This is a genomic window from Streptomyces sp. NPDC029956 (genome assembly GCF_055574655.1).
In genome coordinates this window covers 19,690-33,478 of the sequence record NZ_JBVHZJ010000080.1, presented here as the reverse complement: position 1 = coordinate 33,478, position 13,789 = coordinate 19,690, and the positions used below count along the sequence as shown (strand labels likewise).

The following is a 13,789-nucleotide window of genomic DNA, read 5'->3' as shown; positions in this document are numbered from 1 at the left end:
GGACGAGCCCGCGCCGGGCACCGAGGCCGTGCTGTTCGGACCCGGGGACCGGGGCGAACCGACCGCCGAGGACTGGGCGGTGGCCGCCGACACCATCGCGTACGAGATCGTCACCCGGATCGGCGCGCGCGTCCCGCGCGTGTACCTGGGCGGATAGAGGGGGGCCCATGGGCGAGTCCAGCAGCACCGGTACCTGGCGCCGCGCCGGATTCGCCGGCGCCGCGATAGGCGTCCTCGCGGCGGGAGCCGCCGCCGGGGTGGCCGTCGAGCGCCTCACCGTCGGTCGGTCCGTACGGCAGAAGGCGCGGCTCGCCCTCGACTCGACCGGCCCGTACGGCGGGCTGCGCGGGACCCCGGGCCGGGCCCTCGCCGACGACTCGACCGTCCTGTACTACGAGGTCGACGAAGTGGCTGCGGACACTCCGCCGGCCCGTCGGCGGCGGCTCTTCGGGCGCAAGGAGCCCGCCCCCGTGACCGTCGTCTTCAGCCACGGCTACTGCCTCAACCAGGACTCCTGGCACTTCCAGCGGGCCGCGCTGCGCGGTCTCGTCCGTACCGTCCACTGGGACCATCGCAGCCACGGCCGCTCGGGTCAGGGCGTCGCCCAGACCGGCGCCGACGCTGTGCCCGTCACCATCGACCAGCTGGGCCGCGACCTCAAGGCCGTCCTCGACGTCGCCGCGCCCGAGGGTCCGCTCGTCCTGGTCGGTCACTCGATGGGGGGCATGACGATCATGGCGCTCGCGGACCGGTACCCGGAGTTCGTCCGCGACCGGGTCGTCGGCGTCGCCTTCGTCGGTACGTCCGCCGGGAAGCTCGGGGAGGTCTCGTACGGCCTTCCGATCGCCGGCGTCAACGCCGTCCGGCGGGTCCTGCCCGGTGTGCTGCGCGCGCTCGGTTCCCAGGCCGAGCTGGTCGAGCGGGGCCGGCGGGCGACCGCGGACCTGTTCGCCGGGCTCATCAAGAAGTACTCGTTCGCGTCGAGGGACGTGGATCCCGCTGTCGCCCGCTTCGCCGAGCGGATGATCGAGTCCACCCCCATCGACGTCGTCGCCGCCTTCTACCCTGCCTTCGCCGAGCACGACAAGTCCGCCGCGCTGCCCGTCCTGCGCGACCTCCCGGTGCTCGCGCTCGCCGGCGACCACGACCTCGTCACCCCCAGCTCCCACACGGAGGCCATCGCCGATCTCCTCCCGGACGCGGAACTCGTCATCGTGCCGGACGGCGGACATCTGGTGATGCTGGAGCACCCGGAGGCCGTCACCGACCGGCTCGCCGACCTGCTCGTCCGGGCGGGAGCCGTCCCCGAGGCGGAGGTCGCGACCGTCGCGGTGAGGCCGGAGACCCGCAACAGCTAAGTTGGCGGGTATGGAAGCAGCGCACCCGCCCGTCTCCGGCGCCACCCTCTCCGTCGACTCCCCCCAGCAGATGCAGGAGCTCGGCCGCCGCCTCGCGAAGATCCTCCGCCCCGGCGATCTCGTCATGCTCACCGGTGAACTCGGCGCCGGGAAGACCACCCTCACCCGGGGCCTCGGAGAGGGCCTCGGCGTGCGGGGCGCCGTCACCTCCCCGACCTTCGTCATCGCCCGCGTCCATCCGTCCCTGGTCGGCGGCCCCGCGCTGGTGCACGTCGACGCGTACCGCCTCGGCGGGGGCCTCGACGAGATGGAGGACCTCGATCTGGACGTCTCGCTGCCCGAGTCGGTCGTGGTCGTCGAGTGGGGTGACGGGAAGGTCGAGGAGCTGACGGACGACCGGCTGCACCTGCTGATCCACCGGGTGACCGGCGACACCGACGACGACCGGCGCACGGTCGTGCTGCGCGGGATCGGCCCGCGCTGGGCCGAGGAGGACCTGGGAGTGCTCTGACCGGCCGTACGGGCGGCCCCACGGTCGTACGTAGTTTCCGACAACGTGTCGGGAAGGTGTTGCGTCGTTCCCACGTGCCGTGGTCACATGGATGCACAAGCTGGTTAGGTGAACCTAACCTACGGGAGGCATGCATGGCGACGCCGAAGCGCGCGGAACCCGTCCGGGACCACGTCTCGATGAGTGAGCTGCTGGCATCCTGCGCGGCCGCCCGCGCCGTGTCGACCCCGCCGGGCGGGCGCCCCGACCGGGTGGACGAGGAGCACGGGGCGAGGGCCGGGCAGGTCGAGCGGATCGTGCGGGTCGTCCGCGGCAGAGCGGCGTAACCGCGGGGCGGCGCCGGAGCGCGCCGCCGGCCCTACGCGACGACGACGACCTTCGCGCCGATCGCCGCGAACGTCCACAGCGCGTCCCCGTCGGCCCGCTTCATGCGGATGCCGCCGGTCTTCCTCGCCGGATCCGGGCTCGGCGTCGAGCCGTCGACCGCCGCGCTGAAGCCGATCGCCACGTCCTGGGCCGTCGCGAACCGCACCACGTGCTCGATCTGCACGCCGTCCGAGCCGCGGACCGAGCCCGAGCGGGACGTCACGCTGTAGGCGCCCGGCGCCGGGTCCACCGTGCTCGGCATCACCGTGAACGACCGGGTGGCCTTGCCCTTCGCGCCGACCAGCCACACCCGGCGGTCGGCGAGGGAGTACACCACGCGCTCGCCGCTGCCGGAGGCCGCCGGCACGGCCAGCGGATCCTTCGGCGGCTGCTTCGGTCCGCCGCTCGGCGAGATCGACGGGACGGAGGTGCCGGGGGTCCGGGGCTCGGCCGCCAGATCCGAGGGGGCGTTCGCCGAAGCCTGGTACGCCAGGAAGCAGACCGCGGCGACGGCTGCCGCCGTGAGCCCGGCCACGAATCCCGAGCTGCTCCGTGCCACCGTGCCCACCTCTCGTACGAACGTATCGAAGGGTGACGGTAGCAGCCGACGGAACGAGGGGCGGGGCACCGTGCCCGGGAGCCGTAGGCTGTTCGCGTGCTGTTGCTCGCCATGGATACCGCCACCCCCGCCGTCACCGTCGCCCTCCACGACGGCGAGGCCGTCGTCGCCTCGTCGAGTCAGGTCGACGCCCGCCGCCACGGGGAGCTCTTGCTGCCCGCCGTCGACCGGGTCCTCAAGGAGGCCGGGCTGAAGCTCGACGCGGTCACCGGGATCGTCGTCGGCGTCGGCCCCGGGCCGTACACCGGCCTCCGGGTCGGTCTCGTCACGGCCGCGGCCTTCTCCTCCGCGCTCGGCGTCCCGGTGCACGGCCTGTGCACCCTCGACGGCCTCGCGTACGCCTCCGGGATCGACGAGCCCTTCGTCGTCGCCACGGACGCGCGCCGCAAGGAGGTCTACTGGGCGCGGTACGACGACTCCCGTACGCGCGTGACCGACGCGGCCGTCGACCGGCCCGCCGAGATCGCCGGGCGGCTCGCCGGACTCCCCGTCGTCGGCGCGGGCGCCCGCCTCTATCCCGAGGCCTTCCCCGACGCCCGCGACCCCGAGCACCAGTCGGCGGCCGCGCTCGCCGCGCTCGCGGCGGAGCGGCTCGCGGCCGGCGAAGGCGGCTTCCTCGACCCGCTGCCGATGTACCTGCGCCGGCCCGACGCGCAGGTGCCGAAGAACTACAAGGTGGTCACCCCCAAGTGACCGGGGCCGTGGAGCTGCGCGAGATGCGCTGGTGGGACATCGCACCGGTGCTGGCCCTCGAGGACGAGCTGTTCCCCGAGGACGCCTGGTCGGCGGGGATGTTCTGGTCGGAGCTCGCGCACGCGCGCGGGCCGCGGGCCACCCGCCGCTACATCGTGGCCGAGACCGCCGGGGGAGTGCTCGTCGGGTACGCCGGGCTCGCCGCGGCCGGCGGACTCGGCGACGTACAGACGATCGCCGTCGCCCGTGACCAGTGGGGTACCGGGCTCGGCGCCCGGCTCCTCACCGACCTGCTCCACCACGCCACCGCCTTCGAGTGCGAAGAGGTGCTCCTCGAAGTGCGCGTGGACAACACCAGGGCCCAGAAGCTCTACGAGCGCTTCGGCTTCGAGCCCATCGGTTTCCGGCGCGGCTACTACCAGCCCGGAAACGTGGACGCGCTCGTGATGCGACTGACCGTTCAAGGAACTGAGACTGATTCTGATGGCTGCTGACGAACCGCTCGTACTCGGCATCGAGACCTCCTGCGACGAGACCGGCGTCGGCATCGTCCACGGGACCACGCTCCTCGCGGACGCCATCGCGTCCAGCGTCGACACCCACGCCCGCTTCGGCGGCGTCGTGCCCGAGATCGCCTCCCGCGCCCACCTGGAGGCGATGGTCCCGACGATCGAGCGCGCCCTCAAGACCGCCGGGATCTCCGCCAAGGACCTCGACGGCATCGCCGTCACCGCCGGCCCCGGGCTCGCGGGCGCCCTGCTCGTCGGCGTCTCCGCCGCCAAGGCCTACGCCTACGCCCTCGGCAAGCCGCTCTACGGCGTCAACCACCTCGCCTCGCACATCTGCGTCGACCAGCTGGAGCACGGCAAGCTGCCCGAGCCGACGATGGCCCTGCTGGTCTCCGGCGGGCACTCCTCGCTGCTGCTCTCCTCCGACATCACCTCCGACGTGCGGCCGATGGGCGCCACCATCGACGACGCGGCCGGCGAGGCCTTCGACAAGATCGCCCGCGTGCTCGACCTCGGCTTCCCCGGCGGACCGGTCATCGACCGGCTCGCCAAGGAGGGCGACCCGGCCGCCATCGCGTTCCCGCGCGGCCTCAGCGGCTCCCGGGACCCCGCGTACGACTTCTCCTTCTCCGGCCTCAAGACCGCCGTGGCCCGCTGGATCGAGGCCAAGCGGGCGGCCGGCGAGGAGGTGCCGGTCCGGGACGTCGCCGCGTCCTTCCAGGAGGCCGTCGTGGACGTGCTCACCCGCAAGGCCGTCCGGGCCTGCAAGGACGAGGGCGTCGACCACCTCATGATCGGCGGCGGCGTCGCCGCCAACTCGCGACTCCGGGCCCTCGCCCAGGAGCGCTGCGAGCGGGCCGGCATCCGGCTGCGGGTTCCCCGGCCCGGACTGTGCACGGACAACGGCGCGATGGTCGCGGCCCTCGGCTCCGAGATGGTGGCCCGCAACCGGCCCGCCTCCGACCTGGAACTGTCGGCGGACTCGTCGCTGCCGGTGACGGACCCGCACGTGCCGGGCGCGCACGGCCACTCCCACGACCACGATCACGTGCACGAGGTCAGCAAGGAGAACCTGTACTCATGAGGCTCACCCTCATGTGGGAGGCGCGGGCCGCGCAGGGCCGCGGCGCCGAGCTCCTGGAGTGGGCCCGGGCGCGGGTCCTCGCCCGTGAGCCGGTCCGCCGGGAGGTCTTCCGGGCCCCGCAGGACCGGGTCCTGGTCCTCACCTGGTGGGACGCGGAGACCTTCGACGCCGAGCTGCCCGAGCTGCCGGAGCCGGACGCGGAGCTGATCACCCGTCCGGTCCACCGCTGGCGCTTCGAATCGGTCGAATAGCCGGACGGGCGACACCAGGCCGAGAATAGGGCAACCTTTCGATCGAATCCGGCATCCCACAGCGCGTGAAGAAGAAGATCGCGCTGTGGGCGGTGCTGACCGCCGCCGCCCTCCTGGTGACCGGCTGTGCGGCGGAGCAGCCGGGTCCCGCCGCCGCCACGGCGACGACGGACGCGCCCGCGGCCGACCCGTCCGCCGAGGGCAAGGCTCCCGAGGACGCCGGGGCCGCGGCCGCCGCCGCGTACCGCCGCTGGGGCCTCAAGCCCTTCCCGGCCCCGCCCGCCCCGCCGGCGGTCAAGCCGGTGACGCGCAAGCCGGGAGAGCCGGTCCCCGTCATCAGCGACATACCGACCACCGAGAAGATCGTCTTCATCACGATCGACGACGGGGCGGAGAAGGACCCCGCGTTCGTGAGGATGATGAAGGACCTCGGGATCCCGGTCACGATGTTCCTCACGGACTCGGCCGTCCGTGCCGACTACGGGTACTTCGCGCCGCTCGTCGCCCAGGGCCACGGGCTCGCCAACCACACCCTCACCCACCCGAACCTGCGCACCCTCTCCCAGGAAGCCCAGCGCCGCGAGATCTGCGGCCAGCAGACGAAGCTCGCCCAGCGGTACGGCACGACCCCGCGCCTCTTCCGCCCGCCCTACGGCAACTGGAACGAGGCCACGCGCGCGGCGGCGGGCACGTGCGGCGTCGACGCGATCGTGCTGTGGCGCGAGTCCATGCAGATCAAGAACATGCAGTACCAGCGCGGCGACAGGAAGCTGCACCCCGGCGACATCATCCTGGCGCACTTCCGCGGCCCGTCCGAGCTCAAGGGCAGGACGATGACCGAGATGACGGCGACGATGCTCCGCCGCATACAGGAGCAGGGCTTCACGGTGGCGCGCCTGGAGGACTACGTCTAGTACGTCTAGAAAGAAACTTCTGGCGGGTCGTCGATGCGGGGTCCGCCCGTTCGACGTATGTGTGGAAGGCGGGGAACGGCCCCGCCACCGCACCACCGAGGAGTCGTCATGCCCCGCTTCCTGTCCCTCGTCCGCATCGAGGAGAACACCATCGACATGGAGAGCGCCGACCCCGGCTTCGAGGAGCGGATGGGCGCGCTCTTCGAGGAGATCACCAAGGCCGGGGCCATGGTGGACACCGCCGGGCTCAGGCCGACCTCCGAGTCCACCCGGATCACCTGGTCGGACGGGAAGCTGTCGTTCACCGACGGACCGTTCACCGAGACCAAGGAGGTCGTCGGCGGCTACGCGATGCTCCAGTGCAAGGACATGGCCGAGGCCGTCGAGTGGGGGAAGCGGTTCCTCGCCGTGCACCCGCCGCAGTGGAAGGTCGGTCTCGAGGTCCGCGAGGTCGAGGAGATGCCGGAGGGCTGACCCGTTCCGGAGCCGTTCCTGTGCTGTCATGTGAGACGTGACGGCACAGACGGTCGAGGAGACGCTGGAGACGGTCTTCCGGATGGAGTCGGCGCGGATCATCGCCACGGTGGCGCGGACCGTACGCGACGTCGGCATCGCCGAGGAGATCGCCCAGGACGCGCTCGTCGCCGCGCTCGAGCAGTGGCCGCGGACAGGCGTCCCGGAGCGCCCGGGAGCCTGGCTGACGGCCGCCGCCAAGCACCGGGCCGTCGACCTGGTGCGGCGGCGCGAGACGTATGCGCGGAAGCTCGCGGAGGTGGGCCGGACGCTCACGGAGGAGTCGTACGATCCCGAGCCCGCGGGCCCCGGGGACATCGACGACGACGTGCTGCGGCTGATCTTCACCGCCTGCCACCCGGTGCTCTCCGCCGAGGCGCGCGCCGCCCTCACCCTGCGGCTCGTCGGCGGGCTCCGGACGGACGAGATCGCCCGCGCGTTCCTGGTGCCGGAGGCGACCGTCGCGGCCCGGATCACCCGCGCCAAGCGGGCGCTCGCGAAGGCGGGCGTGGAGTTCGAGGTGCCGTACGGGGAGGACCGGGCGGCCCGGCTCGGCTCCGTCCTCGAGGTCGTGTACCTGATCTTCAACGAGGGGTACGCGGCGACCGCCGGCGACGACCTGCTGCGGCCGGGCCTCTGCGAGGACGCGCTGCGGCTCGCCCGCGTCCTCGCCGCGCTCGTCCCGCAGGAGGGCGAGGCGCAGGGGCTCGTCGCCCTGCTGGAGCTCCAGGCCTCCCGGACGGCTGCCAGGACCGGGCCCGACGGGCGGCCGGTGCTGCTCGCCGCGCAGGACCGGCGGCGCTGGAACCGGCTCCTCATCCGGCGCGGATACGCCGCGCTCGAACGCGCCGGGGACGGGCGCTCGTACGGGCCGTACGCCCTCCAGGCCGCGATCGCCGCCCTCCACGCGCGGGCCGCCTCGTACGAGGAGACGGACTGGGCGACGATCTCCGCGCTGTACGGGAAGCTGGGAGCCCTCGCCCCCTCGCCGGTCGTCGAGCTGAACCGGGCGGTCGCCGTGTCGATGGCCAAGGGCCCCGCGGCGGCCCTCCCGATCGTCGACGCCCTCGCCGCCGAACCGGACCTGGCCCGCTACCACCTGCTGCCGAGCGTCCGGGGCGACCTGCTGGCCCGCCTCGGACGGGCGGAGGAGGCGCGGGCGGAGTTCGAGCGGGCGGCGGACCTCACCCGGAACGAGAGCGAACGGGCGCTGTTGCGGGGGAAGGTGCGGGAGTTGGACGCGTCGTGACCCGCCCGTAGGGTGCTTGGCATGTCCCCGCGTAACCCGTTGCCCCCGCCGCCCCCGCCCGCCGAGATCCGGAGCTGGCCCGACCGGGAGGCGCGGCTCGCCGACCGGGCACGGGCCCTGGACGAGCTCGGCAGGCGGCTGCTCGGGATCGGGCGACTCGCGATGTTCCTGCTCTGGTTCCTCCTGCTCCAACTGGGCTGGGGGCTGGTCGGCGTCCTGCTCACCTCGATCGGACAGCCCCTCCCGGACCCGCTGATGATGCTGACCGGGCTCGTCACGGCGGTCCTCGGCATCGGGGTCCTCGTCCCGACCGTGTGGCTGACGGTCCGCAGCCTGCGGCTCGACCGGACGGTCCGCGAGCGCCTCGCCCAGTGGGCGGCCCTGGACCGGCACGGCCCGACGGACGCCCGGCTGCGCGCCCCCGTCCTCAGTGCCTGCTGGCTGCTGCTGTCCTTCGCGATGTGCGGCCTGGGCCTCTGGATGGGCTTCGCGGTCCCGGCGGGCGTCAGCCGCGACGACGGCTACGGCCTGGTCGCCTACGGGATGGGCGTCGCCATGATCCTCTGGGTCACCGGGCTGACGGGTCTGGTGAAGGCCGTCGGCCACTACCGCTTCGCGGTGCGGCTGACGGGCCGCGGGCCGGCGGCCGCGTCCTGAGGGGCAGCCGCTCCGGGCCGTCGGCCTTCGTGGCGTCGCGCGTCGCGTCCCTCGGCCGCCGCGCGTAGGGATGCCCCGCCCGTCGCGTCCTGAGCGGTGGGGTCAGCGGCCGCCGCCCGCCGGCCGGCCGATCAGCATCGTCGGGGCTCCGGCGACCCGGGTGAGCAGGACCGTCGCCGCGTTCGGGCCCTTCGGCTTCACCCTGCGGCGGATCTCCTCGGGTTCGACCGCCGAACCGCGCTTCTTCACCGTCAGGGTGCCGACCTCGCGTTCCCGCAGCAGGGCCTTCAACTTCTTGAGGTTGAAGGGGAGTTCGTCGGTGATCTCGTACGAGGCGGCGTACGGCGTCGGGACCAGCTCGTCCGCCGTGACGTAGGCGATCGTCTCGTCGATCAGACCGCCGGCCAGCTCCTCCGCCACCTCGGCGACGAGGTGCGCGCGGATGACCGCGCCGTCCGGCTCGTAGAGGTAGCGGCCGACCGGGCGGACCGCCGGGTCGGGGAGGCCGCGGCCGACGAGGCCGGCGCCCGAGGGCAGCAGGGTGGCGCGGCGGGCGCCCGGTTCGGTGCCGAACCAGAGGACGGCCTCCTTGACGTCCCCGCCGTCCGAGATCCACTCGGCCTCGGCTTCCGCGGGGACCGCCTCGTGGGGGATGCCGGGGGCCACCTTGAGGGCCGCGTGCGGGGCCTTGCGGGCCGCCTCGACCGCCCAGGAGAGCGGCGGGGAGTACGCCTCGGGATCGAAGATCCGGCCCCGGCCGCCGCGCCGGGCCGGGTCGACGAAGACCGCGTCGTAGGGGGCGGTGTCGATCTCGGTGACGTCCGCGCACCGCACCTCGATGAGCTCCGCGAGGCCGAGCGCCTCGGCGTTGGCGCGGGCGACCTCCGCCGTCAGCGGGTCGCGGTCCACGGCGAGGACCGAGATCCCGGCGCGCGCCAGGGCGATCGCGTCGCCGCCGATCCCGGAGCAGAGGTCCGCGACGCTCCGGATCCCGAGCTCCTTCATCCGGCCGGCCCGGTAGGTGCCGACCGAGGCGCGCGTCGACTGCTCGACGCCGTTCGGCGTGAAGTACATCCGGTACGCGTCCTCCGCGCCGAACTTCGCCACCGCCCGCTGCCGCAGCCGTGCCTGCCCGACGGCCGCCGTGACCAGCTCGGCGGGGTGGTCACGGCGCAGCCGGGAGACGACCGCCAGTTCCTGGGCGGGGTCGTGGTCGCGCAGAGCCGTGAGGAGCGTCTGGCCCTCGGGGGTGAGCAGCGGGGCGAAGGAGGCGAGGTCGGTCACCCGTCCCATTGTGGGCCCTGTGATGCTGTGGGCCGGCCGGGGGACCGAGGGCACGTACGGCGGTGTCGTACCCGGGAAGAGGCGTCCGCGCTGACAGGATGCGGCGCCATACGACTCGTACGACAAAAGGAATAAATGATGGCAAAAGGTGTGCACGGTTCCTCCCGGGTGCTCGGGGCGGTGCTCGTCGTCGCCGCCCTCGCCTCCGCCGCCACCGGCTGCTCCGAAAGCGCCGAGCCGGACCGCGGCGCGCCCGCCCCCGCCGCCGGGCAGCAGGCGCGGGCCCAGGAGCAGGCCGCGGCCGGTGCGCTCAACGCGTACGTCGAGAAGGTCCGCAAGCAGCGCGCCGCCCGTGTGCTCGCCGCCAGGAAGTGGGGCCTCGCCAAGCCCCCGCTCGAAGCCCCGGCCCCGCCCGCCGTCAAGCCGAAGATCACCACCCGCAAGGGCTTCGAGACCGACGGCGAAGGCCTGCCCCCCGTCTTCACCACCGTCCCGACCAAGCAGAAGATCGTCTTCCTGACGATCGACGACGGCTCGGAGAAGGACCCCGAACTGCTGCGGATGATGAAGGAGCTGAAGATCCCCTACAGCGCCTTCCTCAGCGACTACGTCGTCAAGGACGACTACGGCTACTTCGCCCGGATGCAGAAGTCGCAGGAGGAGGGGGTGGCCCTGCACAACCACACCCTCAACCACCGCTACCTGCCCGGACTCTCGTACAAGCAGCAGAAGCGCGAGATCTGCGGCATGCAGGACGTCATCGAGAAACGATTCGGCAAGCGGCCCCCGCTGTTCCGCCCGCCGTACGGCAACTACAACGAGGACACCCTGCGGGCCGCCAGTACCTGCGGCGTCAAGGCCGTCCCGCTCTGGGCGGCGGAGGCCTTCCCCGACCACATGGAGTGGCGCGAGTGGGACCGGGACCTGCACCCCGGCGACATCGTCCTCACCCACTTCCGGGGCAAGGAGGACTGGAAGGGCAGCATGGCCGACATGGTCCGCCGGGTGATGAACGTGATCACGGCCAAGGGGTACGCGGTCGCGAAGCTCGAGGACTACGTGTGACCCGAGGACTGTGTGCGAGCGGACGTCGGGGGCCACGCGCGAGCGAGCGGCGCGGGCCGCGTGCGAGCGGGCGGCGGGCGGCGGTGCTCCTGGCCGCGGTGCTCGTGCTGGGGCTGACCGGATGCGCCTCGACCGTGGACTCGATCGAGCGGCTCGGCCGGAAGGCGGCGGAACGCGTCGGACCCCGCGACGCGAAGCCGGCACCGCCGGCCGACCGCGCCTCGAAGGGGCTGCTGCCGGTGCCGGACGTCCGGGGCGACTGAGGCCCCTCCCCGCCGGGACGGCACCGCCACGAGTGAGGAATTGGCACTCCGCTTGACCGAGTGCTAATCGCGGTCATAGTCTCGGCTCTGGCACTCACCACTGGAGAGTGCCAACAGAGCGACGGGCAGGTCCGGCACCCGCGACGACGGATCCACCTGGTCGCCACCTCAGACAGTTGACCCCGAGATCTCCGAAGGGGGAGGTCGGATCGTGACGACCACCAGCTCCAAGGTTGCCATCAAGCCGCTCGAGGACCGCATTGTGGTCCAGCCGCTCGACGCCGAGCAGACCACCGCCTCTGGCCTGGTCATCCCGGACACCGCCAAGGAGAAGCCCCAGGAGGGCGTCGTCCTGGCCGTGGGCCCGGGTCGCTTCGAGAACGGCGAGCGTCTGCCGCTCGACGTCAAGACCGGCGACATCGTGCTGTACAGCAAGTACGGCGGCACCGAGGTGAAGTACAACGGCGAGGAGTACCTCGTCCTCTCGGCTCGCGACGTGCTCGCGATCGTCGAGAAGTAATTCACCGACGTACCGAAGTACCTGAAGTACCGAGCACCCAGCAGATGCTCAGAGCTGCGCCCCGAGGCCCCTTCCAGGCGCCCCGGGGCGCGGTTCGTTCCACCCCGATTCCGAGAGGGCTGAACCGCTCCCATGGCGAAGATCCTGAAGTTCGACGAGGACGCCCGTCGCGCCCTTGAGCGCGGCGTCAACAAGCTTGCCGACACGGTGAAGGTGACGATCGGCCCCAAGGGCCGCAACGTCGTCATCGACAAGAAGTTCGGCGCCCCCACCATCACCAACGACGGTGTCACGATCGCCCGCGAGGTCGAGATCGAGGACCCGTACGAGAACCTCGGCGCCCAGCTGGTGAAGGAGGTGGCGACCAAGACCAACGACATCGCGGGTGACGGCACCACCACCGCCACCGTGCTCGCCCAGGCCCTGGTCCGCGAGGGTCTGCGCAACGTCGCCGCGGGTGCCTCCCCGGCCGCGCTGAAGAAGGGCATCGACGCCGCCGTCAAGGCCGTCTCCGACGAGCTGCTCGCCACCGCGCGCCCGATCGAGGACAAGTCCGACATCGCCGCCGTCGCCGCGCTCTCCGCGCAGGACCAGCAGGTCGGCGAGCTCATCGCCGAGGCGATGGACAAGGTCGGCAAGGACGGTGTCATCACCGTCGAGGAGTCCAACACCTTCGGTCTTGAGCTCGACTTCACCGAGGGCATGGCCTTCGACAAGGGCTACCTGTCCCCGTACATGGTGACCGACCAGGAGCGTATGGAGGCCGTCCTCGACGACCCGTACATCCTGATCAACCAGGGCAAGATCTCCTCGATCCAGGACCTGCTGCCCATCCTGGAGAAGGTCATCCAGGCCGGCGCCGGCAAGCCGCTGCTGATCATCGCCGAGGACGTCGAGGGCGAGGCCCTGTCGACCCTGGTCGTGAACAAGATCCGTGGCACCTTCAACGCCGTGGCCGTCAAGGCCCCCGGTTTCGGTGACCGCCGCAAGGCCATGCTCGGCGACATCGCCACCCTCACCGGTGCGACCGTCATCGCCGAGGAGGTCGGCCTCAAGCTCGACCAGGCCGGCCTGGACGTGCTCGGCACCGCCCGCCGCGTCACCATCACCAAGGACGACACCACGATCGTCGACGGTGGCGGCGACTCGTCCGAGGTGGCCGGCCGCGTCAACCAGATCAAGGCCGAGATCGAGTCCACGGACTCCGACTGGGACCGTGAGAAGCTCCAGGAGCGCCTCGCGAAGCTGGCCGGCGGCGTGTGCGTGATCAAGGTCGGCGCCGCCACCGAGGTGGAGCTGAAGGAGAAGAAGCACCGTCTCGAGGACGCCATCTCGGCGACCCGCGCCGCGGTCGAGGAGGGCATCGTCTCCGGCGGTGGCTCCGCGCTCGTCCACGCCGTCAAGGTCCTCGAGGGCAACCTCGACAAGACCGGCGACGAGGCCACGGGTGTCGCGGTCGTCCGCCGCGCCGCCGTCGAGCCGCTGCGCTGGATCGCCGAGAACGCCGGCCTCGAGGGCTACGTCATCACCTCGAAGGTGGCGGAGCTCGACAAGGGCCAGGGCTTCAACGCCGCGACCGGCGAGTACGGCGACCTGGTCAAGGCCGGCGTCATCGACCCGGTGAAGGTGACGCGCTCCGCGCTGGAGAACGCCGCCTCGATCGCCTCCCTCCTCCTCACCACCGAGACCCTCGTGGTGGAGAAGAAGGAAGAGGAGCCGGCGGACCACGGCCACGGCCACGGTCACGGCCACTCGCACTGACGCGTGCCGTAGCTCGCAGCTGCCGGTTCGTAGCTCGTAGCTCGTAGTTCGTAGTTCGACACCGAGGCCCGGGGGGCGGGAGGTGGGGGGGCCAGGGAGAGGTTGCGTGAGGGGTAGAACACGACTCCACATAAGACAGATTGGTACGCAGCCCAGAGGAGGGGTCATGCCC

Annotated in this window: 18 protein-coding genes; 16 read left to right on the top strand and 2 right to left on the bottom strand. The window is 72.2% G+C overall.

Annotation, left to right across the window (positions count from 1 at the left end; translation table 11 throughout):
* The 4 genes from ACZ4XX_RS37270 to ACZ4XX_RS37255 form a co-directional block, all read left to right on the top strand.
* Window positions 1-157, top strand: a 157-nt coding sequence (locus ACZ4XX_RS37270; protein ID WP_468512249.1) for an alanine racemase C-terminal domain-containing protein, incomplete at its 5' end; no start/stop codon positions are given.
* 10 nt (window positions 158-167) lie between these two features.
* Entirely contained in the window at window positions 168-1,358 is a 1,191-nt protein-coding gene (locus ACZ4XX_RS37265) for an alpha/beta fold hydrolase (RefSeq protein WP_468512245.1), read from the top strand.
* A 10-nt stretch (window positions 1,359-1,368) separates the two neighbouring features.
* Window positions 1,369-1,869 carry a tRNA (adenosine(37)-N6)-threonylcarbamoyltransferase complex ATPase subunit type 1 TsaE gene (gene tsaE / locus ACZ4XX_RS37260; protein ID WP_468512244.1) on the top strand — a complete coding sequence of 167 codons (501 nt, stop codon included), beginning with the start codon at window positions 1,369-1,371 and terminating at the stop codon, window positions 1,867-1,869.
* Window positions 1,870-2,003: 134 nt separating this feature from the next.
* On the top strand, window positions 2,004-2,195 hold the full coding sequence (locus ACZ4XX_RS37255; protein WP_468512243.1) for a hypothetical protein: 192 nt from the start codon (window positions 2,004-2,006) through the stop codon (window positions 2,193-2,195).
* A gap of 32 nt (window positions 2,196-2,227) precedes the next feature.
* Here ACZ4XX_RS37255 and ACZ4XX_RS37250 read toward each other — a convergent pair whose 3' ends face one another.
* Window positions 2,228-2,770 (bottom strand): hypothetical protein, encoded by a 543-nt coding sequence (locus ACZ4XX_RS37250; protein WP_468512248.1) that lies wholly within the window; start codon window positions 2,768-2,770, stop codon window positions 2,228-2,230.
* 120 nt (window positions 2,771-2,890) lie between these two features.
* Here ACZ4XX_RS37250 and tsaB point away from each other — a divergent pair, with 120 nt between their 5' ends.
* The 8 genes from tsaB (at window position 2,891) to ACZ4XX_RS37210 (ending at window position 8,724) form a co-directional block, all read left to right on the top strand.
* Window positions 2,891-3,547, top strand: coding sequence for a tRNA (adenosine(37)-N6)-threonylcarbamoyltransferase complex dimerization subunit type 1 TsaB (gene tsaB / locus ACZ4XX_RS37245; RefSeq protein ID WP_468512242.1), 657 nt, complete (start codon window positions 2,891-2,893; stop codon window positions 3,545-3,547).
* A 23-nt stretch (window positions 3,548-3,570) separates the two neighbouring features.
* Entirely contained in the window at window positions 3,571-4,041 is a 471-nt protein-coding gene (gene rimI, locus ACZ4XX_RS37240) for a ribosomal protein S18-alanine N-acetyltransferase (RefSeq protein ID WP_468512247.1), read from the top strand.
* Window positions 4,031-5,140 carry a tRNA (adenosine(37)-N6)-threonylcarbamoyltransferase complex transferase subunit TsaD gene (gene tsaD, locus ACZ4XX_RS37235; protein ID WP_468512241.1) on the top strand — a complete coding sequence of 370 codons (1,110 nt, stop codon included), beginning with the start codon at window positions 4,031-4,033 and terminating at the stop codon, window positions 5,138-5,140. The genes rimI and tsaD overlap by 11 nt, the downstream gene beginning before the upstream one ends.
* Complete coding sequence (locus tag ACZ4XX_RS37230) at window positions 5,137-5,391, top strand: hypothetical protein (protein WP_209496382.1); 255 nt, start codon at window positions 5,137-5,139, stop codon at window positions 5,389-5,391. Before tsaD ends, ACZ4XX_RS37230 begins: the two co-directional genes overlap by 4 nt.
* Before the next feature lie 65 nt (window positions 5,392-5,456).
* Complete coding sequence (locus ACZ4XX_RS37225) at window positions 5,457-6,305, top strand: polysaccharide deacetylase family protein (protein ID WP_468512240.1); 849 nt, start codon at window positions 5,457-5,459, stop codon at window positions 6,303-6,305.
* A gap of 108 nt (window positions 6,306-6,413) precedes the next feature.
* On the top strand, window positions 6,414-6,779 hold the full coding sequence (locus tag ACZ4XX_RS37220) for a YciI family protein (RefSeq protein ID WP_187623382.1): 366 nt from the start codon (window positions 6,414-6,416) through the stop codon (window positions 6,777-6,779).
* A gap of 82 nt (window positions 6,780-6,861) precedes the next feature.
* Complete coding sequence (locus ACZ4XX_RS37215; protein WP_468512246.1) at window positions 6,862-8,067, top strand: RNA polymerase sigma factor; 1,206 nt, start codon at window positions 6,862-6,864, stop codon at window positions 8,065-8,067.
* Between the two features lie 21 nt (window positions 8,068-8,088).
* The gene (locus tag ACZ4XX_RS37210; RefSeq protein ID WP_468512239.1) at window positions 8,089-8,724 is read left to right on the top strand and encodes a hypothetical protein; all 636 of its coding nucleotides are present in this window, start codon (window positions 8,089-8,091) and stop codon (window positions 8,722-8,724) included.
* Between the two features lie 102 nt (window positions 8,725-8,826).
* On the opposite strand, the gene ACZ4XX_RS37205 is transcribed toward ACZ4XX_RS37210, so the two are convergent.
* On the bottom strand, window positions 8,827-10,017 hold the full coding sequence (locus tag ACZ4XX_RS37205; protein ID WP_468512238.1) for a THUMP-like domain-containing protein: 1,191 nt from the start codon (window positions 10,015-10,017) through the stop codon (window positions 8,827-8,829).
* A gap of 129 nt (window positions 10,018-10,146) precedes the next feature.
* Here ACZ4XX_RS37205 and ACZ4XX_RS37200 point away from each other — a divergent pair, with 129 nt between their 5' ends.
* The 4 genes from ACZ4XX_RS37200 (at window position 10,147) to groL (ending at window position 13,617) form a co-directional block, all read left to right on the top strand.
* Complete coding sequence (locus tag ACZ4XX_RS37200; RefSeq protein ID WP_468512237.1) at window positions 10,147-11,073, top strand: polysaccharide deacetylase family protein; 927 nt, start codon at window positions 10,147-10,149, stop codon at window positions 11,071-11,073.
* Window positions 11,070-11,336: a hypothetical protein gene (locus ACZ4XX_RS37195; RefSeq protein ID WP_468512236.1), complete on the top strand. Its 267-nt coding sequence runs from the start codon at window positions 11,070-11,072 to the stop codon at window positions 11,334-11,336. Before ACZ4XX_RS37200 ends, ACZ4XX_RS37195 begins: the two co-directional genes overlap by 4 nt.
* 211 nt (window positions 11,337-11,547) lie before the next feature.
* Window positions 11,548-11,856 carry a co-chaperone GroES gene (groES, locus tag ACZ4XX_RS37190; RefSeq protein ID WP_017239619.1) on the top strand — a complete coding sequence of 103 codons (309 nt, stop codon included), beginning with the start codon at window positions 11,548-11,550 and terminating at the stop codon, window positions 11,854-11,856.
* A 132-nt stretch (window positions 11,857-11,988) separates the two neighbouring features.
* Window positions 11,989-13,617, top strand: a complete 1,629-nt coding sequence (gene groL, locus ACZ4XX_RS37185; protein ID WP_030318584.1) for a chaperonin GroEL — start codon at window positions 11,989-11,991, stop codon at window positions 13,615-13,617.
* Window positions 13,618-13,789 lie beyond the last annotated feature (172 nt).

What these genes read in the sequence shown, in the direction of transcription:
- tsaE (WP_468512244.1), top strand. Translation starts at nt 1,369, where the DNA reads ATGGAAGCAGCGCACCCGCCCGTCTCCGGCGCCACCCTCTCCGTCGAC.
- ACZ4XX_RS37220 (WP_187623382.1), top strand. Translation starts at nt 6,414, where the DNA reads ATGCCCCGCTTCCTGTCCCTCGTCCGCATCGAGGAGAACACCATCGAC.
- groL (WP_030318584.1), top strand. Translation starts at nt 11,989, where the DNA reads ATGGCGAAGATCCTGAAGTTCGACGAGGACGCCCGTCGCGCCCTTGAG.
- rimI (WP_468512247.1), top strand. Translation starts at nt 3,571, where the DNA reads ATGCGCTGGTGGGACATCGCACCGGTGCTGGCCCTCGAGGACGAGCTG.
- ACZ4XX_RS37205 (WP_468512238.1), bottom strand. Translation starts at nt 10,017, where the DNA reads ATGGGACGGGTGACCGACCTCGCCTCCTTCGCCCCGCTGCTCACCCCC.
- tsaD (WP_468512241.1), top strand. Translation starts at nt 4,031, where the DNA reads ATGGCTGCTGACGAACCGCTCGTACTCGGCATCGAGACCTCCTGCGAC.
- ACZ4XX_RS37215 (WP_468512246.1), top strand. Translation starts at nt 6,862, where the DNA reads ATGGAGTCGGCGCGGATCATCGCCACGGTGGCGCGGACCGTACGCGAC.
- ACZ4XX_RS37265 (WP_468512245.1), top strand. Translation starts at nt 168, where the DNA reads ATGGGCGAGTCCAGCAGCACCGGTACCTGGCGCCGCGCCGGATTCGCC.
- ACZ4XX_RS37255 (WP_468512243.1), top strand. Translation starts at nt 2,004, where the DNA reads ATGGCGACGCCGAAGCGCGCGGAACCCGTCCGGGACCACGTCTCGATG.
- ACZ4XX_RS37230 (WP_209496382.1), top strand. Translation starts at nt 5,137, where the DNA reads ATGAGGCTCACCCTCATGTGGGAGGCGCGGGCCGCGCAGGGCCGCGGC.
- ACZ4XX_RS37200 (WP_468512237.1), top strand. Translation starts at nt 10,147, where the DNA reads ATGGCAAAAGGTGTGCACGGTTCCTCCCGGGTGCTCGGGGCGGTGCTC.
- ACZ4XX_RS37210 (WP_468512239.1), top strand. Translation starts at nt 8,089, where the DNA reads ATGTCCCCGCGTAACCCGTTGCCCCCGCCGCCCCCGCCCGCCGAGATC.